Origin of the sequence: Rhizobium sp. BG4 (assembly GCF_016864575.1) — a bacterium.
Lineage (GTDB): Bacteria > Pseudomonadota > Alphaproteobacteria > Rhizobiales > Rhizobiaceae > Rhizobium.
On record NZ_CP044125.1, the window covers coordinates 2,031,894 to 2,050,091 of the forward strand.

The window sequence follows — 18,198 nt, forward strand, 5'->3', positions numbered from 1 at the left end:
TTCATCCTTGCGCCGAACATGGAATATTCTTTCCACGTGCGGACAGCGGAAATGGCCGTACCCGCATCCTGATGTGCATTAAGTGCATAGGCGTTCGCACGACTGTGTTGGCTATCAGAAACGGGGTATCTCGTGTCTAAATCTCTTGACAGCTTCAATTGTCGCTCCACCCTCACCGTCAACGGTAAGGACTACGTCTATTACAGCCTTCCGAAGGCTGAGGCGAATGGCCTGGCTGGCGTCTCGAAGCTTCCCTATTCGATGAAGGTCCTGCTCGAAAACCTGCTGCGCTTCGAAGACGGCCAGTCGGTTACGAAGGAGCACATCCAGGCTGTTGCCGAATGGCTCGTCAACAAGGGCTCGGTCGAAAACGAAATCGCATACCGCCCGGCTCGCGTGCTGATGCAGGACTTCACCGGCGTTCCGGCTGTCGTCGATCTGGCCGCAATGCGCGATGCGATGGTTTCGCTCGGTGGCGACCCCGAGAAGATCAACCCGCTGGTTCCCGTCGATCTGGTCATCGACCACTCGGTCATCGTCGATGAATTCGGCACGCCGCAGGCCTTCGCCAAGAACGTCGAGCTGGAATACCAGCGCAACGGCGAGCGCTACCGCTTCCTGAAGTGGGGCCAGCAGGCATTCCAGAACTTCCGCGTCGTTCCTCCGGGCACCGGCATCTGTCACCAGGTCAACCTCGAATATCTCGGCCAGACCGTATGGACGAAGGAAGAGGACGGCGAGACGATCGCCTATCCTGATACCTGCGTCGGCACCGACTCGCATACGACGATGATCAACGGTCTCGGCGTTCTCGGCTGGGGCGTTGGCGGTATCGAAGCCGAAGCTGCGATGCTCGGTCAGCCGGTTTCCATGCTGCTGCCTGAAGTCATCGGCTTCAAGCTCACCGGCAAGCTGAAGGAAGGCGTCACCGCGACCGACCTCGTGCTCATGGTCGTTCAGATGCTGCGCAAGAAGGGCGTCGTTTCGAAGTTCGTCGAATTCTTCGGCTCGGGCCTCGACAACATGCCGCTCGCCGACCGCGCCACCATCGGCAACATGGGTCCGGAATACGGCGCGACCTGCGGCTTCTTCCCGGTCGATGGCGAAACCGTCAACTACCTCAACATGTCGGGCCGCACCAAGGACCGCATCGCCCTCGTCGAAGCCTATTCCAAGGCTCAGGGCATGTGGCGTGAAGGCGATGGTTCCGACCTCGTATTCACCGATACGCTCGAACTCGACCTCGGCGACGTCGTGCCTGCCATGGCCGGCCCGAAGCGTCCGGAAGGCCGCATCCCGCTCGAGAACATCGCGTCCGGCTTTGCCGGCTCGCTCGAAGGCGAATACAAGAAGCCCGGCCAGCTTTCGAACCGCTATGCGGTTGAAGGCACCGACTTCGATCTCGGCCATGGCGACGTTGCCATCGCTGCCATCACCTCCTGCACCAACACGTCCAACCCGTCGGTTCTGATCGCTGCCGGCCTTCTCGCCCGCAACGCCGTTGCCAAGGGCCTGAAGACCAAGCCGTGGGTCAAGACCTCGCTGGCTCCGGGATCGCAGGTCGTCGGCGAATATCTGGCCAAGTCCGGCCTGCAGGCCGATCTCGACAAGCTCGGCTTCAACCTCGTCGGCTTCGGCTGCACGACCTGCATCGGTAACTCCGGCCCGCTGCCGGCGCCGATCTCGAAGACGATCAACGACAAGGGCCTGATCGTTTCGGGCGTGCTCTCGGGCAACCGTAACTTCGAAGGCCGCATCTCGCCAGACGTTCAGGCGAATTACCTCGCCTCCCCGCCGCTCGTCGTCGCCTACGCGCTTGCCGGTACGGTCCAGAAGGACCTGACCAAGGAGCCGATCGGCGAAGACCAGAACGGCAACCCTGTCTACCTCAAGGACATCTGGCCGACCTCGCACGAAGTGCAGGAATTCATCCAGAAGTACGTCACGCGCGAACTCTATGAGTCCAAGTATGCCGACGTCTTCAAGGGCGATGAAAACTGGCAGGCCGTTCAGGTTCCTCCGGGCCAGACCTACGCCTGGGACGACCAGTCGACCTACGTCCAGAACCCGCCTTACTTCGTCGGCATGGGCAAGACCGGTAGCGGCATTTCCGATATCAAGGGTGCTCGCGTCCTCGGTCTCTTCGGCGACAAGATCACCACCGACCACATTTCCCCGGCCGGTTCGATCAAGGCGGCTTCGCCGGCTGGTGCATATCTCACCGGTCACGGCGTCGGCGTTGCCGACTTCAACCAGTACGGCACGCGCCGCGGCAACCATGAAGTCATGATGCGCGGCACCTTCGCCAACATCCGTATCCGCAACCACATGCTGGGTGCGAACGGCAAGGAAGGCGGCTTCACGATCCACTATCCGTCGAAGGAAGAGGAATCGATCTACGACGCGGCCATGCAGTATAAGGCCGAGGGCGTTCCGCTGGTCATCTTCGCCGGTGTCGAATACGGCAACGGCTCTTCGCGTGACTGGGCTGCAAAGGGCACCAACCTGCTCGGCGTCAAGGCTGTCGTCGCGCAGAGCTTCGAGCGTATCCACCGCTCGAACCTGGTCGGCATGGGCGTCATCCCCTTCGTCTTCGAAGAGGGCACGACCTGGCAGAGCCTCGGCCTGAAGGGCGACGAAATCGTCACCATCGAAGGTCTCGAGAACATCAAGCCGCGTGAGAAGAAGATTGCCAAGATCACCTACGGCGACGGCACCGTGAAGGAAGTTCCGCTTCTGTCGCGCGTCGACACGCTGGATGAGGTCATCTACCTCAACAACGGCGGCATCCTGCAGACGGTTCTGCGTGATCTCGCTGCTTAATTCTTAAGACAAGCGCATGATAATCGCCGCCGGAGAGCAATCTCCGGCGGTTTTTCTTTGCGGGACGGGGCTCACGGCGATGTGTTCCGGCTGCGATGGCGGGTGGGCCTGTCTCACCCGTTCGTTACTTCCCGTTTTGAGCCGGAAGGATTATCTCTACGGTCGTAATCGGGGCCTGCGGTATCGGTCCGCCGCATGTTCTGGAAAAGAGGTTGCAATGTCGCCGCGTTTTTTGATTTCGATGATTGCCGGTCTGGTGCTCGCGGCACCGCTTCATGCCGAAGACGGCAAGCCGAAAGGCGTCGTCGAACTCTTTACCTCCCAGGGCTGCGGCTCCTGTCCGCCGGCTGATGCGGCATTCCGCAAGATCGTCGGCCAGGGCGACGTCATCGCGCTCGCTTATCACGTCGATTACTGGAATTATCTCGGCTGGACCGACACGCTGAGCTCCAAGCAGAATACCGACCGGCAGTATGGCTATGCCCGGATGCTCGGCCGCAGCAACGTCTATACGCCGCAGGTGGTGGTCAATGGCCGCGACCATATGGCAGGATCCGACATCTCGGCGATCAACGGTAAGATCAATGGCTTCTCCACGGAGGGCAAGGGTCTCTCCGTGCCCGTCGATGCGCAGATGCGCGGCGACGAGCTGGAGATCAAGATCGGCGCCGGGCAGGGCAAGGCCAGTGTCGTCATGGTCTATTTCGACAAGGAAAAGACCATCGACGTCGAAAAGGGCGAGAACAGCGGCCAGAAGATTTCCTACATCAACAGCGTCAGCGACATTGAAACCGTGGGCATGTGGGACGGAAAGGCAACAAGCCTGACCTTACCTGCAACGGTGCTCCAGAAGGCCGACCTCGAGGGCTGTGCAATTCTGCTGCAGGCTGCTACGGCTGATGGTGACCCGGCCGCGATCCTGGGCGCAACCGTCATCATGGCGGGCAAGAATATCTGAGTGTTTCATCTGCTCCGGCAGATGGAAAACGGGGCGGCCCGGCTGATCGTATTCGGGGCTGGGGTTAAGGTCGATACGCTCAGCCGGGCCCTTTGGCGCGCTGGCGCCAAATCGGTGAGCGGAATTTCCCCTGCAAATGAGGCGCTGTTTTGACTGAATTGCGGCGCTCAGGAGATTGCATAGCATATGATTAATGTGATGACTGGCCGCACTTGCAATTTGGCGCGGCTCGGGCAAACTGTCACTCTCCTGTCACAAGCGGAGGCACAGGGAGACTGATGACAGATCAGCCGGATTTGCGGCATGGCGATCACCGTTCCGCCGACAATAGTTCCTCAGTCGTCGTCGATCTTAAAGAATACAAGCAGAGCAAGGATCCGTTGCCGGTGACGTTTCACCGGCGAGAGCTGGACGCAATCCTGTGGATTTACGGCCGCATGGTCGGCGAGGGCGAGTGGAAAGACTACGCCATCGACCACATGAAGGACAAGGCGGTGTTCTCCGTCTTCAAGCGCTCCGGCGAAATGCCCCTCTTCACCATCGAGAAAGATCCCAAGCTTGCCAACAAGCAGGGCGCCTATTCCGTGGTGAATACCAACGGCATGATCCTGAAGCGTGGCCACGAGCTGCCGCAGGTGTTGAAGGTTTTCGACAAGGTGCTGAAGCTCGTCGACAAATAGGCGCTCAGCCCTTGTAGAGGCTGCCTGGATAAGCAGAGAGATCCGGGTCTGTATCCTTGCCCTCGCCGAGCACACGCTGCATCAGCATCGTGTCTAGCCAGCGGCCGTGCTTGTAGCCGGTGCCCTTCAGCAGGCCGGTTTCCTCGAAACCCGATGAACGATGCAGCGCGATCGAGGCTGGATGGGCGCCGCCGATGACGGCCACCATTTGCCGGAAGCCGAGCGCGGTGCAGCGTGATATCAGTTCCGCCAGCAGCGCCTTGCCGACGCCCTTTCCACGGGCGGCGGGGGCAAGATAGATCGAATCCTCGACCATCCATCTATAGGCCGGCCGCGTGCGGAACGCCGACGCATAGGCATAGCCCAGAAGCTCGCCGTTTTCGTCAACGGCGGCAATATAGGGGTAGCCCTGGCCGGTTATGGCGGAGAGGCGGGTTGCCATCTCCTGGCGCTCCGGCGGTGCTATCTCGTAGCTGGCGACGCCCGACAGTACGGATTCACGGTAGATCGCGGTGATGGCGTCGAGGTCGGAGGTGGAGATATCGCGGAGGTTAACGGTCATTCGGCGGCCGATGTCTGGAGTGTGGTTCAGGCTGAAAACCATTCGCCGCGAGATTTGGCAACAGGAAAAGCGAATGGGGTATCGGGGCCGGTGCATTCAGACTGATCATGCTTGCGGCCGTTGTTGCCGTCGTTCCGCTCTGGTTTTGGCACGGCGTAGGGTGACATCGAGCCCGGCAGCAGAGCCAGCGAGTTGACCGAAGCCGCCGGAGCTTCTAGAGAACGGCATTCGCTGAACGGGCCCGTTGCCTCAGGCGGCACAGTCGCCGCATGCGTCAGCCATGGAGAAACGCAATTATCAAGATCCTGGTTTTGCTGCATGCCGCCGTCGGCATCGATTGGCAGTCTCCTCCCGAGGGCACCAGCCTGAAGACCTTGAACGAGGCCGAGGAGAAGGGCTTTATCGAGATTCGCGGAGAATTCCAGAAGCGGCAATTCCGTCTGACGAAGCGCGGCTCCGACCATGTTGCGCTCGATCGGCGGCGTCTGGCGGCGCGCAAGCTCTGAGACAAAGGGCCGGCTTTCGTATGCCGGCCGCATGTCGATCGTCATGATGCGCCACGCGAAGCGCCGCATCCTCATTCCGCAAAATAAAACCGCCCGTAACATCTCTGCTGCAGGCGGCTTGTGTCTTTGATCCGGTCGAGGTTGCCCTCGCCGGCAGTCGTTCCGTGTTACTTGCGGTTACCCATGAACTGCAGAAGGAACATGAACAGGTTGATGAAGTCGAGGTAGAGCGTCAGGGCGCCCATGATCGCCTTGCGGCCCATGACTTCAGCACCGTCTGCTTCATAGTACAGTTCCTTGATGCGCTGGGTATCGTAGGCCGTGAGGCCTGCGAAGATCAGGACGCCGATCACCGAGATCGCGAACTGGAGGGCAGACGAGCCCAGGAAGATGTTCACGATCGACGCGATGATCAGGCCGAAGAGACCCATGATCAGGAACGAGCCCATGGCCGAGAGATCACGCTTGGTCGTGTAGCCGTAGAGCGACAGGGCGCCAAACGAAGCGGCTGTCACGAAGAAGGTCTGCGTGATGCTCGACTGCGTGTAGACCAGGAAGATCGACGAGAGCGACAGGCCGACCAGCGCGGCATAGACCCAGAAGGTCGTCTGCGCGGCGGCAACGCTCATGCGGTTAATCCGGAAGCTCAGGAAGAAGACCGCAGCCAACGGAGCAAGGATCACGACCCAGCGAAGCGGCGACTGGAAAAGCAGTACGCCGAACTGCGTCAGCTGATTGTCCTGGACCGCGAAATTGAAGCCGAGATAGGCCGCAACACCCGTGATCGCCAGACCCAGCGCCATCAGGTTGTAGACCTTGAGCATATAGGAGCGCAGCCCCTGGTCGATCATCTCGCCAGTCTGTGCCCGGCTTTGGTAGTTACGAAGGTCAGCCATTGTTTCCTCTATACAAGCTCCGATGTGAATACGGTGTCGGGCTTTACGACCCGGGCGCCGCTGCGGAGCTCCAGCATGCCTGCAGACAATATGAGGCTTTCGCCCCTAGCAAACAAGGCCCTTGCAACCAGCGGCGGGGTTAAATCGCCGTAAGGTGAAGCTATTTCGTCAAACGCTCATTCTAGAGCTCGCGCAGAACGGGTGCTGCCTTCTGGCCGAGAATGCGCCATGTGCCGATCAGGCCGATACCGACGGTCAGCACAAGTGCCGTCACCAGCGTCAGCCCGGCGACATCCGGCAGGAAGGCCGAGGGCAGCTTCATGATGAGGCTGACGACGAACCACGCGGCCGTTCCGCCGGCAAGCAGCGCGAAGATCGCGGTAGCGACGCCGAGGATGAGATATTCGTAGCTGAAGGCGCGGATCAGCATGGAGCGGGTGGCACCTAGCGTCTTCAAGACGACGGCATCATGCGTGCGCGCCCTGTTTCCGGCGGCGAGGGCACCCGCGAGGACGAGGATCGAGGCGATCAGGGCGACGGAGGCTGCGGCGCGGATGGCGGTCGCAAGCTGGCCGACCAGCTCGTTGACGATATCGAGCGCGTCCTTCACGCGGACGCTGGTGATCGTCGGATAGGTGTTGGTGACGGTCTTCAGGAGCGCCGCTTCCTCGGCCGGTGTGGCGGACGGATCGGTCAGTGTGGCGAGCCAGGCATGCGGGGCGCCGCGGAAGGTGTTGGGCGAGAAGACCATCACGAAGTTGATCGACAGCGACTCCCATTCGACCTTGCGCAGGTTGGCGATGCGCGCGGTTATGTTGCGGCCCAGCACGTTGACGGTGACGGTATCGCCGACCTTGAGGCCGAGCTCTCCCGCCTCTTCGGCGGAGAAGGAGACCTGCGGTTCGCCGCTGTAATCCTTCGGCCACCAGCTGCCTTCGGTCAGCGAGGCATTTTCCGGCATGTTTTCGGAGTAGGTGATGCCGCGGTCGCCGCGCAGCACCCATTGGCCGGCGGGCGGCACCTTGCGCTTGGTGACGTCCTCGCCGTTAAAGGCGAGGATCCGGCCGCGCAGCATCGGCACTTCGACGAGCTTGCCTTCCGGCGCCTGCTCTCTGACGAGACTGCGGAAGTCTTCGACCTGGGCGCTCTGGATATCGACGAAGAAGAAGTTCGGCGCTCCTTCGGCCATCCGTCCGGTCAGCTGCTGGCGCAGATTGCCGTCGATCAACGTCAGGGTCACCAGCAGAGCGAGGCCGAGGCCGAGCGAGAGGACGACCGAGGGGGTCAGGGCGCCGGGGCGGTGGATATTGCCGATTGCGAGGCGCAGCGCCGGGGAATTAACGCGCGGACTGCGCTTCGCAAGCCAGGCGATGACAGCCGCGACGACGCGCAGAATGACGAAGGCGAAGATGATGGCGCCGACGAAGACGACGGCGATGAAGCGGTCATAGGCGGTGACGATCGCCAGGCCCGCGAGCGCGGCCATGAAGAGGGCGGCGAGCAGGATATAGGGCCAGGAGGGGAGCTTGCGGGCTTCGAAGCCCTGCTCGCGGAACAGTGCCGTTGCCGGAACCTCGCGGGCATGGCCGAGCGGCAGGATGGCGAAGGCGAGCGTCGTCAGGATGCCGAAGAGCGTGGCGAGCAGCAAGGCGCCCGGGTAGAGCGCCGGCTCGGTGGAGACCGGCAGGAACTGCGCCAGGAACTGCGCGGCGATGACGGGCGATATGGCGCCCAGGACGAGGCCGATCAGGATGCCGGCGAAGGCGATGATGGCGATCTGGAAGAGATAGATCAGCACGACGACCGAGGCAGGTGCACCCAGGCACTTGAACGTGGCGATTGTCGTGCGCTTGGAATCGAGGAAGGCACGCACCGCATTGGCAACGCCGACGCCGCCGACGATCAGCGCGGTCAGACCGACCAGCGTCAGGAACTGCGAGAAGCGGGTGATGTTTTCGGTGAGCGAGGGGCTGCGCGGTCGCTGGTGCGGATCGACCAGCCGGCGGAGGGGAATTCCTTGGCGGCGCGATCGCGGACGGTGCCGATTTCTCGGGGATCATCGAGCTTGATCTTGTAGGCATGTTCGACAAGGCTGCCGGTCTGGATCAGGCCGGATGCCTGCAGCGCCTCGCGGCTGACGATCAGGCGCGGGGCAAAGCCGAAGCCTTCAGAGAGGGCGTCCGGCTCGGTCTTCACGGTGCCTGTTATGTTGAGCGTCGCATTGCCGAGCAGGATTTCGTCACCGATCGACAGCCCGAGACGCTCAAGTAGCAGCGGGGCGGCGACGGCGCCGTAGGTGCCGCTCTGGGTGGAGAGCAGCGCGGCAAGCGGATAGTCCGGTTCGGACTGGAAGGTGCCGTACAGCGGATAGGCGTCGTCGACGGCCTTGACCTCGACCAGTGCCTGATCGGTACCGTCGGGCTTGCGTGCCATGGAGCGCAGGCCGGTGGAGGTCGAGACCTTGCCGAGGCCGCGCAGGAAATTCATCTCGTCCTGCGTTGCCTCGCGATTGTTCAGCTCGAAGCGCACGTCGCCGGCCAGCAGTTCCTGCCCCTGTGAGGCGATCGTATCGGTGATCGAGGTCGAGACCGAATTGACGGCGGCAATGGCGCCGGTGCCGAGCGCGATACAGGCGAGGAATATGTAGAAGCCTCTGAGGCCGCCGCGCAGTTCGCGAAGGGCAAGGCGGAAGGCGAGCGAAGCGCGCGGGGTGATCAGCGTCATGCGATGGCTGCCGCAGACTGGCGGACGGCGCTGTCGCCTTCGATCTTGCCGGAGCGCACGCGGATCTGCCGCGAGCAGCGGTTCGCGAGCGCATTGTCGTGGGTGACGAGCAGCAGCGTCATGCCGCGCTCGGTCTGTTTGGAGAACAGCAGGTCGGCGATCTGGCGGCCGGTATCGGTATCGAGATTGCCGGTCGGTTCGTCGGCGATCAGCAGGGCAGGCGATGGGGCGAGAGCGCGGGCAATGGCGACACGCTGCTGTTCTCCACCGGAGAGCTGACCGGGATAGTGGTTGAGGCGTTCGCCGAGGCCGACGGAGCGCAGCTCGCGCTGGGCGATCTCGAAGGGGTTCGGAACATTCGCGAGCTCGAGGGGAACGGCGACGTTTTCGAGTGCCGTCATGTTGGCGATCAGATGGAAGGACTGGAAGACGATGCCGATATTGCGGCCGCGGAAATCGGCGACCTGATCCTCGCTCATCGCGTGGAGCGGCGTTTCGTTGATGTGGATCTCACCGCTATCGAGCCTTTCAAGACCAGCCAGCACCATCAGCAGCGTCGACTTGCCGGATCCGGAGGGGCCGACGATGCCGACCGATTCGCCGGCGGCGATTGTCAGGTCGATGCCCTTTAGCACATGCACGGATGCGGCGGCATTGCCCAAGGTCAAATCCGCGTGCTTCAGCTCGATGATGGTTTTTGCCAAAGAAAATAGCCCTATATAAATCTTAAAGACTTCGACAATTTAGGGAAAGCGGAATGAGATTTAAAGTTGGCCTGCTTCACATCGCTGTCATTGCAGGCTCTCTGCTCGCAAGTTCCATGGCTCAGGCGGCGACGCTCAATCTCGTCGGCTTCGGCGACAGTCTGATGGCGGGCTACCAGCTGCCACCCGGCGACGGCTTTCCGGAAAAGCTGCAGGCGGCGCTTAAGGCCAAGGGCGAAGACGTTGCGATCACAAATGCAGGGGTTTCCGGCGACACGTCGACGGGCGGTCTGGCGCGAATCGACTGGTCGGTTCCCGACGGCACGAATGGTGTGATTCTCGAACTCGGCGCCAATGATGCGCTGCGGGGAATTCCGCCCGAAGAAACCGAGAAGAATCTCGACGCCATGATTACCCGGCTAAAGGAGCGGGGCATTCCGGTACTGCTTGCCGGCATGATGGCGCCGCCGAACATGGGTGCGGACTATGCGGCGCGCTTCAATCCGATCTACGAGAAACTGGCGCAAAAACATCAGGTTCCGCTCTACGCCTTCTTTCTCGACGGCGTCGTCATGGATGCCAGCCTGAAGCTGGAGGATGGGATGCATCCCAATTCGAAGGGTGTAGATGTCATGGTCCAGAAGATGGAGCCGGCTGTCACAAATTTCATCCGGACGATTTCTACTGTGAAGAAATAGGGGCTTGCGCGGCTCACCAATGCGTGATTCCGTGTTAGCACCTGCAAAAGATTCGGGGAGTGCTCGTTATGCCGAGACTATTTACCGCCCTCGAAATTCCGCGCAATGCGGCGATGAGCCTCTCTTTGCTGCGCGGTGGTCTTCCCGGTGCCAGATGGATCGATGTGGAGAACTACCACATCACGCTTCGCTTCATAGGCGATGTCGATGGCCGCACGGCAGACGAGATCGTCGACCGGCTCGATCGAATCGACAGGCCCGAATTCCAGATCAGGCTTGATGGCATCGGGGCCTTTGGTTCCAAGAAGCCGCATTCGGTCTGGGCCGGTGTCACGCCATCGCCGGAGATGTATGCGCTTCAGGCCGAAATCGAACGGATCTGCCAGCGCATCGGCCTGCCGCCGGATCCCCGCAAGTTTACCCCGCATGTCACGCTCGCCCGCCTCAAGTCGTCGCGGGTTGACGATGTGGTGCACTACCTCTCGGGCCGCGGCAATTTCCAGACCTCGGCCTTCACCGTACCCCGCTTCGTATTGCTGTCATCGCGGGAATCGGTCGGCGGCGGTCCTTACCTGACCGAGGAAGTGTTCCCGCTCCACGAAGCGCTTTCGGCGCCGAGCATGCCTGCGAGCTTCATGCAGCCGGTGTGAAGCCTGGCATAGACCGCTTCGAAACCTTCCGGGCCGCCGTAATAGGGGTCCGGAATGTCTTCGCCGGTGCCGAGCGCGATGTCTCCGAACAGGTGGATGTTTCTGGCATCCGGCGCCTTGCGCCTCAGCTCCGCCACGTTGCTGCGATCCATTGCGACAATCAGGTCGAATGCTGCAAAATCCGACGAGCGGATGCGGCGCGCCCTCTGGCCGGTAATGTCGATGCCGTGGCTTCCCGCCGTTGCGATCGAGCGAGGGTCGGGCTGATCGCCTTCATGCCAGCCGCCGATGCCGGCTGAATCGATCGAGACGATTTCGGCAAGCCCGCTTTCGGCCGCGACATGGCGAAAGATACCTTCCGCAAGTGGCGACCGGCAGATATTGCCCATGCAAACAAACAGGATGCTGACGCGTTTCATGAAAAGCCTGTTCTGAAAAACGATGGGAGAACCATGACATGAAGATGGAGAAACTGGAACGCCGGGCGATCGACGAGCAGCTTGCTGGTGTGAGCGGCTGGGCGCTTGCCGATGACGGACAATCGATCTCAAAGACTTTCAAGTTCGCGAGTTTCGTCGAGGCTTTCGGCTTCATGACGAAGGCGGCGCTGACGGCGGAGAAGCTTAACCACCATCCGGAATGGTTCAATGTCTATTCCAAGGTGGAGGTGAAACTGAACACGCATGATGCGGGCGGACTTACCGAGCTGGACTTCAAGCTCGCCAAGGCGATGGACAAGGCGGCGGGTTCGAACACGAACAATTGAATCGGCGTGTTCAATCCCCATATCAGCGCATGCCTTTTGAGGAGATCGGAATGGACGACGTCAAATATGGTGAGATCCTGCTGCCCGGCGATGAGGAAACCCAGAGCCGCCGGGAGAAAGCCGTGCGCAAGAAGTTCTGGCCGACCTTCAAGCGGGCCGTCCGGCAGATCCCGTTCTCGCGCGACGTCGTTGCCGCTTTCTACTGCGCGCTCGACCCGCAGACGCCGACGCGCGTGCGCGGCATCCTGCTTGCTGCGCTCGCCTATTTCGTCCTGCCCTTCGACCTGATCCCCGATGTCTTCGCGGTCATCGGCTTTTCCGACGACGTCGCCGTCTTGTCGGCGGCCTTTGCCATGGTCAGCGGCCATATGAAGCCGAAGCATTACGAAGCGGCTGATCGGGCGCTTGCGGACCAGCCCGAGGGCATGAAGACGATCTAGGCCGGTCGCGCCTAGGCGGTCTGCGCCTCCAGAACCTTCTTGAGCTTGCCGAAGGCGAGCCTGATGCGCGACTTCACTGTGCCGAGCGGAAGTCCTGTGGCTTCGGCGATCTCCGAATGCGACTGCCCCAGGAAGAAGGCGGCCTTCAGCATTTCGCGCTGTTCCTCCGGCAATTGGCTGACGGCGGCGCGCACATGCGCATCGCGGTCATCGTTGGCGACGGCCTCGTCGGCGCCGATCTCGGCGGGCGGCTGCAGCGTCGGATCGTCCTCGTCGAGAACCCGCGCACGGGCGCGGCGCTGCAGGTCGATGCGGCGGTTTCTGGCGATGCGGAAGAGCCAGGTCGAAAGCGACGAGCGCGCGGGATCATAGAGATCGGCCTTGTGCCAGAGCACGATCATCACTTCCTGAACCAGCTCTTCGGCTTCGGTTGCAGGCATGCGCTGACGTAGCAGCCAGGATTTCAGCCTCGGCGCGAAATAATCGAACAGGACGGAGAAGGCCTGCTGATCGCGCCGTTCTGCGACTGCTTTTGCGAGGGCAGCGAAACGCTGTTTTTCCTCAGCATCCATGTCCGGTTACGGGCCCCCTGGCTCAGGCAATTCTTCGACGGATTTCCAATACCTTAATGAGGTACAACGGATTTTCGAAAGGTCAAACTCTTGCCTGAATCTTTATGTCTTAAATTGCCCTCGAAGGGATGACGCGCCGTCATCAATGCAAGGACATCACACAGGCATCCGCACCAAGCCGAACGTTGACACTCGGGCCTAAATGACACAGGTGGAGACATATCACGGTCTCCGTTGACGCTTTGGTAACCTGAATTAAGTCAAAATAAAGCAGATCGTGACGAAAGCGCAGCCCGCTCGAACGGGCGCTGAATCGCAAGAACCGGCAGGAAATCAATGTTTGTAAAAAGTATCGCACCCGCTCTCGCTCTCGTTCTCATCACGGCCGGAGTCGCAGGAGCACAGCAGGGCGGAGCTTCGGCGCCGACCCGCATCCAGCAGTTCCAGGCTTGGGGCGCTTATTCCTACAAGCAGGGTAACAGCACCGTTTGCTACGTTCTGTCCGTTCCGACGACGAAGCAGCCGGCAAGCGTCGATCACGGCGACAACTTCTTCATCGTGTCGCAGCGCCCGGGCCAGAACATCTCCTACGAGCCGCAGGCGATGATGGGCTACACGGTCAAGGAAAACTCCAAGATCAATGTTGTCATCGACAACAAGACCTTCGTCATGTTCACCAAGGACAAGGCTGGCTGGGTCGAGAATGCCGCTCAGGAGCCGGCGCTGGTCGCCGCCATGAAGGGCGGGCACTCGATGACGGTTACCGCCGTTTCCCGCAAGGGCACCGGTACCTCCTACGCCTATTCGCTGTCGGGCATTTCGGCCGCGCTGAAGCAGATCGAAAGCTGCAAGTAAGCTTCTCCGCTTCCTCTTAGAATTCAAAGGCCGGCCTTGCGCCGGCCTTTGCCGTTTCCATCTATAGTGACGTGCGGGGAAAATGATGATAAAGCCCGGCGCAACAGCGGAACGAATGCGGCCTTGATCGCAGCTCCGCATTCAACTTTCTGCGAACTGCCGATGCCGCCCGCCAAGTCTTCCGGCTTTCCGGGACGCGTCCAGTTTTGATTTCGGGATCGAAGAACTATGTCCGTCATGGATGCTATGGCCGTTACCAAGCCGCAGGCGCCGCGCGCTCCGATCGGCGATGAGAAGCCCTCGCTGATCGGCCTTTCGCGCGAACAGATGGCCGAGGCGCTGCGCGAAAAGGGCGTGCCGGAAAAGCAGATCAAGATGCGCGTTAGCCAGTTGTGGAACTGGATCTATGTGCGCGGTGTCTCCGATTTCGATCACATGGCGAATATCTCCAAGGATATGCGCGAGACGCTGAAGCAGCATTTCACCATCGCGCGTCCGGAGATCGTCGAAGAGCAGGTTTCCAACGACGGTACCCGCAAGTGGCTGCTGCGCTTTCCGCCGCGTGGCGCCGGCCGCCCCGTCGAGATCGAGGCCGTCTACATTCCCGAAGAGGGGCGCGGCACGCTCTGCATTTCCAGTCAGGTCGGCTGCACGCTCACCTGTTCCTTCTGTCACACCGGCACGCAGCGCCTGGTGCGCAACCTGACGGCTGAGGAAATTCTGTCGCAGCTGCTGCTGGCGCGCGACCGGCTGGGCGACTTCCCGGACCGCGAAGCGCCGCAGGGCACGATCATGCCGGCCGAAGGCCGCAAGGTCTCCAACATCGTCATGATGGGCATGGGCGAGCCGCTCTACAATTTCGATGCCGTCAAGCAGGCGCTGCTGATCGCTACCGACGGCGACGGCCTGTCGCTCTCAAAGCGCCGCGTCACGCTGTCCACATCCGGCGTCGTGCCTGAGATCTTCCGCACCGGCGATGAGATCGGCGTCATGCTGGCGATCTCGCTGCATGCGGTCCGCGACGACCTGCGCGACATCCTCGTGCCGATCAACAAGAAGTATCCGCTGAAGGAACTGATCGACGCCTGCCGGAAGTATCCGGGTCTGTCGAATGCCCGCCGCATCACCTTCGAATATGTGATGCTGAAGGACGTCAATGATAGCCTGGAGGATGCCAAGGGGCTGATCCAGCTTCTGAAGGGCGTGCCGGCCAAGATCAACCTGATACCGTTCAATCCGTGGCCAGGTACGAACTACCAGTGTTCCGACTGGGCGCAGATCGAGAAGTTTGCTGACTTCATCAATTCGGCCGGCTATGCCTCGCCGATCCGCACCCCGCGTGGCCGTGACATTCTCGCCGCCTGCGGTCAGCTGAAATCGGAATCCGAGCGCATGCGCAAGACAGAGCGTCTCGCCTTCGAGGCAATGATGATCGCCAATCACGGCGCGGATGACTGATCAGCAAGTTTGATCCTTGTAACAGTTCTTTGCGATTGATCGGGCGCTTCTCTTTTTCTAGAAGCGCCTTGATCATTTGATGGAGGACAAAATGCGTTCGATCTTGCTCGCCGTTGCGGCGACCCTTGCCCTTACCCTGCCTGCCAAGGCTGCAGACGTGACCGTTGCCGTGACGGCGATCGTCGAACATCCGGCGCTCGATGCCGTGCGCAAGGGCGTTCAGGACACGCTGGCTGCCGCCGGCTACAAGGAAGGCGAGAACCTCAAGTTCCTCTTCGAATCCGCGCAGGGCAACCCGGCAACGGCCGCGCAGATCGCCCGCCAGTTCGCTGGTGAGGATCCGAGCGTCATCGTTCCGATCTCCACGCCGTCGGCTCAGGCCGTGGTTTCCGCGACGCGCGACATTCCCGTCGTCTTCACCGCCGTTTCCGATCCGCTCGGCGCACAGCTCGTCAAGAACATGGACAAGCCCGGCGGCAACGTCACCGGCCTCTCGGACATGTCGCCGGTTGCCGAGCATATCGCGCTCATCAAGGAAATCCTGCCGAACGTGAAGTCGATCGGCTATCTCTACAATTCGGGCGAAGCCAATTCCGTTTCGCTGCTCGCCGTTCTGAAGACGGAAGCCGAGAAGGCCGGTCTGACGGTTGTCGAGTCGGCTGCGACCAAGTCCGCTGAAGTTCAGGGTGCCGCCCGTGCGCTCGTCGGCCGTGCCGACGTCATCTACGTTCCGACCGACAACACGATCATCTCGGCTCTCGAAGGCGCGGTTGCCGTTGCCGAAGAAGCGAAGCTGCCGCTGTTCACCGCCGACACGGATTCCGTCAATCGCGGTTCGATCGCGGCCCTCGGCTTCAACTACTACGACGTCGGCAAGCAGACCGGCGATATCGTCGTTCGCATCCTGAAGGGTGAGAACCCCGGCGATATCGCGGTGAAGGTTGCTGCCGGCAGCGACCTCGTCGTCAACAAGAAGGCCGCGGAAAAGATGGGCGTGACGCTGCCGGAAAGCGTGCTGAAGCGCGCCAACCGTGTCGTCGAGTAACGCTTATTCCACGCATCTGATATTGCGTTAAGCCGCCCCTGTTTCTAAACGGGGGCGGTTTGATATTTTAAGACCCGAGGAAACACGGGCACAAAGAAAGGCGGGGCCTTGAGTCAGATTGCATTTTGGGGAGCGGTGGAACTGGGGCTGGTCTATGCTTTCGTCGCGCTCGGTGTCTACCTCGCGTTTCGCGTTCTCGATTTCCCGGACCTGACGGTCGATGGCTCGTTCCCGCTTGGCGCGGCGGTAACCGCAGTGCTGATTACCGCCGGCGTCAATCCCTGGCTTGCCGCCTTGGTGGCGATGATTGCGGGTTCGGCCGCCGGCATGGTCACGGCGCTGCTGAACGTCCGTTTCAAGATCCTCAATCTACTCGCCTCGATCCTGACGATGATCGCGCTGTTCTCGGTCAATCTGCGCGTCATGGGCAAGCCGAATGTCGCGCTGATCAATGCCGATACGATGATCAGCCCGTTCTTCGGCCATGGACTTCGCGATTTCTACGTCCGGCCGCTCTTCGTCGGCGTGCTTGTCATGGTCGCCGTCATCGTCGTCTGGCGCTTCCTTGAGAGCGATGCGGGACTGGCAATGCGCGCGACGGGCGCCAATGCCCGCATGGCCCGCGCCCAGGGTGTCGATACCAATCGGCAGATCTATCTCGGCATGGCGATCTCTAATGCGCTTGTTGCCTTTGGCGGTGCGCTTTTCGCGCAGACCAACGGCTTCGCTGATGTCACCTCCGGTGTCGGCACCATCGTCGTCGGTCTTGCGGCCGTCATCATCGGCGAGACGCTGCTCGGACGGCGCGGTCTGCTGATCGCGCTGATCGGCTGTGTGCTCGGCTCGATCCTCTACCGCATCGCCATCCAGCTGGCGCTATCGACCGATTTCATCGGTCTGCAGGCGTCCGACCTCAATTTCGTGACGGCGGTTCTCGTGACCTTCGCGCTCATCCTCCCCGTCTTCGCCGTGGAGGAGCCGCATCGTGATCAGCGTCAAGGATATCAGGGTCGTCTTCGGCAAGGGGACGCCGCTCGAAAAGAAGGCGCTGAACGGCGTCAGCCTGACGATCGAGCAGGGTTCGTTCGTCACCGTCATCGGCTCCAACGGCGCCGGCAAGTCGACGCTGCTCGGCGTGCTCGCTGGCGACGTGCTGGCGAGCGAAGGCAAGGTGGTGATCGGCACCACGGATGTGACGCGCAAGCAGACGGCGGCGCGCGCCGGTCTCGTTGCCCGCGTCTTCCAGGATCCGCTGACCGGTAGCTGCGGTTCGCTTTCGATCGAAGAGAACCTCGCTCTTGCCGCCCGTCGCGGTGAGCGCCGCGGTCTCGTTGCGGCACTCGGTCCGCGCCGCCGCGAACATTTTCGGGAGCGCATCAGCGAGCTCAATCTCGGGCTCGAGAACCGTATGGCCGACCGCATGGACCTGCTTTCGGGCGGCCAGCGTCAGGCGGTCTCGCTCGTCATGGCGACGCTTGCCGGTTCCGAGGTGCTGTTGCTCGACGAGCATACGGCAGCACTCGACCCCGGCATGGCGGAATTCGTCATGGGGCTGACCGATAAGATCGTCTCCGAGCGCAAGCTGACGACGCTGATGGTGACGCATTCGATGCGCCAGGCGCTCGACTACGGCCATCGCACGATCATGCTGCATGGCGGCGAGATCGTGCTGGATGTCAGCGGCGATAGCCGCAAGGATCTCCAGGTCGAGGATCTGATCGCGATGTTCCGCAAGATGCGCGGCCAGACGCTCGACGATGATGCGCTGCTGATCGGCTGATCGCGGCGTCAGCGTCTTCCGAGAAATATTTCTGCGGCGATGTCGATCCGCTTGCATCGCGTTCGTTATCCGTCACCATCG

17 protein-coding genes and 2 pseudogenes are annotated in these 18,198 nt (G+C 61.3%); 13 read left to right on the top strand and 6 right to left on the bottom strand.

The window, feature by feature from the left end:
* Positions 1–132 precede the first annotated feature (132 nt).
* The 3 genes from acnA to F2982_RS10385 all read left to right on the top strand — a co-directional run bounded on the left by acnA (position 133) and on the right by F2982_RS10385 (position 4,461).
* Positions 133–2,823, top strand: coding sequence for an aconitate hydratase AcnA (gene acnA / locus F2982_RS10375; protein ID WP_112718389.1), 2,691 nt, complete (start codon positions 133–135; stop codon positions 2,821–2,823).
* A 217-nt stretch (positions 2,824–3,040) separates the two neighbouring features.
* Positions 3,041–3,781, top strand: coding sequence for a thioredoxin family protein (locus tag F2982_RS10380; RefSeq protein ID WP_112718391.1), 741 nt, complete (start codon positions 3,041–3,043; stop codon positions 3,779–3,781).
* Between the two features lie 278 nt (positions 3,782–4,059).
* On the top strand, positions 4,060–4,461 hold the full coding sequence (locus F2982_RS10385; protein WP_203427765.1) for a DUF2794 domain-containing protein: 402 nt from the start codon (positions 4,060–4,062) through the stop codon (positions 4,459–4,461).
* Between the two features lie 4 nt (positions 4,462–4,465).
* On the opposite strand, the gene F2982_RS10390 is transcribed toward F2982_RS10385, so the two are convergent.
* Positions 4,466–5,023 (bottom strand): GNAT family N-acetyltransferase, encoded by a 558-nt coding sequence (locus F2982_RS10390; RefSeq protein ID WP_112718503.1) that lies wholly within the window; start codon positions 5,021–5,023, stop codon positions 4,466–4,468.
* 269 nt (positions 5,024–5,292) lie between these two features.
* Here F2982_RS10390 and F2982_RS31515 point away from each other — a divergent pair, with 269 nt between their 5' ends.
* Positions 5,293–5,529 (top strand): hypothetical protein, encoded by a 237-nt coding sequence (locus F2982_RS31515; RefSeq protein WP_207225207.1) that lies wholly within the window; start codon positions 5,293–5,295, stop codon positions 5,527–5,529.
* 167 nt (positions 5,530–5,696) lie between these two features.
* Here F2982_RS31515 and F2982_RS10400 read toward each other — a convergent pair whose 3' ends face one another.
* The 3 genes and pseudogenes from F2982_RS10400 to F2982_RS10410 form a co-directional block, all read right to left on the bottom strand.
* The gene (locus F2982_RS10400; protein ID WP_112718395.1) at positions 5,697–6,425 is read right to left on the bottom strand and encodes a Bax inhibitor-1/YccA family protein; all 729 of its coding nucleotides are present in this window, start codon (positions 6,423–6,425) and stop codon (positions 5,697–5,699) included.
* A gap of 181 nt (positions 6,426–6,606) precedes the next feature.
* A pseudogene (locus F2982_RS10405) lies at positions 6,607–9,149 on the bottom strand (ABC transporter permease).
* Positions 9,146–9,853 carry an ABC transporter ATP-binding protein gene (locus F2982_RS10410; RefSeq protein ID WP_112718399.1) on the bottom strand — a complete coding sequence of 236 codons (708 nt, stop codon included), beginning with the start codon at positions 9,851–9,853 and terminating at the stop codon, positions 9,146–9,148. The pseudogene F2982_RS10405 and the gene F2982_RS10410 overlap by 4 nt, the downstream one beginning before the upstream one ends.
* 53 nt (positions 9,854–9,906) lie before the next feature.
* On the opposite strand from F2982_RS10410, the gene F2982_RS10415 reads away from it, so the two are divergent.
* Both F2982_RS10415 and thpR read left to right on the top strand, forming a co-directional pair.
* Complete coding sequence (locus tag F2982_RS10415; protein ID WP_112718401.1) at positions 9,907–10,551, top strand: arylesterase; 645 nt, start codon at positions 9,907–9,909, stop codon at positions 10,549–10,551.
* A gap of 68 nt (positions 10,552–10,619) precedes the next feature.
* Positions 10,620–11,201 (top strand): RNA 2',3'-cyclic phosphodiesterase, encoded by a 582-nt coding sequence (thpR, locus tag F2982_RS10420; RefSeq protein ID WP_130283220.1) that lies wholly within the window; start codon positions 10,620–10,622, stop codon positions 11,199–11,201.
* Here thpR and F2982_RS10425 read toward each other — a convergent pair.
* Positions 11,120–11,620, bottom strand: a complete 501-nt coding sequence (locus F2982_RS10425; RefSeq protein ID WP_203427767.1) for a low molecular weight protein-tyrosine-phosphatase — start codon at positions 11,618–11,620, stop codon at positions 11,120–11,122. The two genes, thpR and F2982_RS10425, sit on opposite strands and share 82 nt — an antisense overlap.
* 38 nt (positions 11,621–11,658) lie before the next feature.
* On the opposite strand from F2982_RS10425, the gene F2982_RS10430 reads away from it, so the two are divergent.
* Both F2982_RS10430 and F2982_RS10435 read left to right on the top strand, forming a co-directional pair.
* Complete coding sequence (locus F2982_RS10430; protein WP_203427768.1) at positions 11,659–11,967, top strand: 4a-hydroxytetrahydrobiopterin dehydratase; 309 nt, start codon at positions 11,659–11,661, stop codon at positions 11,965–11,967.
* A gap of 50 nt (positions 11,968–12,017) precedes the next feature.
* The gene (locus F2982_RS10435; RefSeq protein ID WP_130283226.1) at positions 12,018–12,407 is read left to right on the top strand and encodes a YkvA family protein; all 390 of its coding nucleotides are present in this window, start codon (positions 12,018–12,020) and stop codon (positions 12,405–12,407) included.
* Positions 12,408–12,418: 11 nt separating this feature from the next.
* Here F2982_RS10435 and F2982_RS10440 read toward each other — a convergent pair whose 3' ends face one another.
* A complete protein-coding gene (locus tag F2982_RS10440; protein ID WP_112718411.1) occupies positions 12,419–12,979 on the bottom strand; it encodes a sigma-70 family RNA polymerase sigma factor in 561 nt (186 codons plus the stop codon).
* A 336-nt stretch (positions 12,980–13,315) separates the two neighbouring features.
* Between F2982_RS10440 and F2982_RS10445 the strand changes: the two genes are divergently transcribed.
* The 5 genes and pseudogenes from F2982_RS10445 to F2982_RS10465 all read left to right on the top strand — a co-directional run bounded on the left by F2982_RS10445 (position 13,316) and on the right by F2982_RS10465 (position 18,117).
* Positions 13,316–13,834 (top strand): invasion associated locus B family protein, encoded by a 519-nt coding sequence (locus F2982_RS10445; RefSeq protein ID WP_112385816.1) that lies wholly within the window; start codon positions 13,316–13,318, stop codon positions 13,832–13,834.
* Between the two features lie 228 nt (positions 13,835–14,062).
* Complete coding sequence (gene rlmN / locus F2982_RS10450; RefSeq protein WP_203427769.1) at positions 14,063–15,292, top strand: 23S rRNA (adenine(2503)-C(2))-methyltransferase RlmN; 1,230 nt, start codon at positions 14,063–14,065, stop codon at positions 15,290–15,292.
* A 91-nt stretch (positions 15,293–15,383) separates the two neighbouring features.
* Positions 15,384–16,337 carry an ABC transporter substrate-binding protein gene (locus F2982_RS10455; RefSeq protein WP_203427770.1) on the top strand — a complete coding sequence of 318 codons (954 nt, stop codon included), beginning with the start codon at positions 15,384–15,386 and terminating at the stop codon, positions 16,335–16,337.
* A 108-nt stretch (positions 16,338–16,445) separates the two neighbouring features.
* Positions 16,446–17,326 (top strand): annotated as a pseudogene (locus F2982_RS10460) (ABC transporter permease).
* Positions 17,323–18,117 (top strand): ABC transporter ATP-binding protein, encoded by a 795-nt coding sequence (locus F2982_RS10465; RefSeq protein ID WP_203427771.1) that lies wholly within the window; start codon positions 17,323–17,325, stop codon positions 18,115–18,117. Before F2982_RS10460 ends, F2982_RS10465 begins: the two are co-directional and overlap by 4 nt.
* Positions 18,118–18,198: the final 81 nt, after the last annotated feature.

Bases quoted from the DNA above. Each gene is read 5' to 3' on its own strand.
- F2982_RS10415 (WP_112718401.1), top strand. From the start codon at position 9,907: ATGAGATTTAAAGTTGGCCTGCTTCACATCGCTGTCATTGCAGGCTCT.
- F2982_RS10380 (WP_112718391.1), top strand. From the start codon at position 3,041: ATGTCGCCGCGTTTTTTGATTTCGATGATTGCCGGTCTGGTGCTCGCG.
- F2982_RS10425 (WP_203427767.1), bottom strand. From the start codon at position 11,620: ATGAAACGCGTCAGCATCCTGTTTGTTTGCATGGGCAATATCTGCCGG.
- F2982_RS10390 (WP_112718503.1), bottom strand. From the start codon at position 5,023: ATGACCGTTAACCTCCGCGATATCTCCACCTCCGACCTCGACGCCATC.
- F2982_RS10435 (WP_130283226.1), top strand. From the start codon at position 12,018: ATGGACGACGTCAAATATGGTGAGATCCTGCTGCCCGGCGATGAGGAA.
- thpR (WP_130283220.1), top strand. From the start codon at position 10,620: ATGCCGAGACTATTTACCGCCCTCGAAATTCCGCGCAATGCGGCGATG.
- F2982_RS10440 (WP_112718411.1), bottom strand. From the start codon at position 12,979: ATGGATGCTGAGGAAAAACAGCGTTTCGCTGCCCTCGCAAAAGCAGTC.
- F2982_RS10430 (WP_203427768.1), top strand. From the start codon at position 11,659: ATGAAGATGGAGAAACTGGAACGCCGGGCGATCGACGAGCAGCTTGCT.
- F2982_RS10455 (WP_203427770.1), top strand. From the start codon at position 15,384: ATGCGTTCGATCTTGCTCGCCGTTGCGGCGACCCTTGCCCTTACCCTG.
- F2982_RS10385 (WP_203427765.1), top strand. From the start codon at position 4,060: ATGACAGATCAGCCGGATTTGCGGCATGGCGATCACCGTTCCGCCGAC.
- rlmN (WP_203427769.1), top strand. From the start codon at position 14,063: ATGTCCGTCATGGATGCTATGGCCGTTACCAAGCCGCAGGCGCCGCGC.
- F2982_RS10445 (WP_112385816.1), top strand. From the start codon at position 13,316: ATGTTTGTAAAAAGTATCGCACCCGCTCTCGCTCTCGTTCTCATCACG.
- F2982_RS31515 (WP_207225207.1), top strand. From the start codon at position 5,293: ATGCGTCAGCCATGGAGAAACGCAATTATCAAGATCCTGGTTTTGCTG.
- F2982_RS10400 (WP_112718395.1), bottom strand. From the start codon at position 6,425: ATGGCTGACCTTCGTAACTACCAAAGCCGGGCACAGACTGGCGAGATG.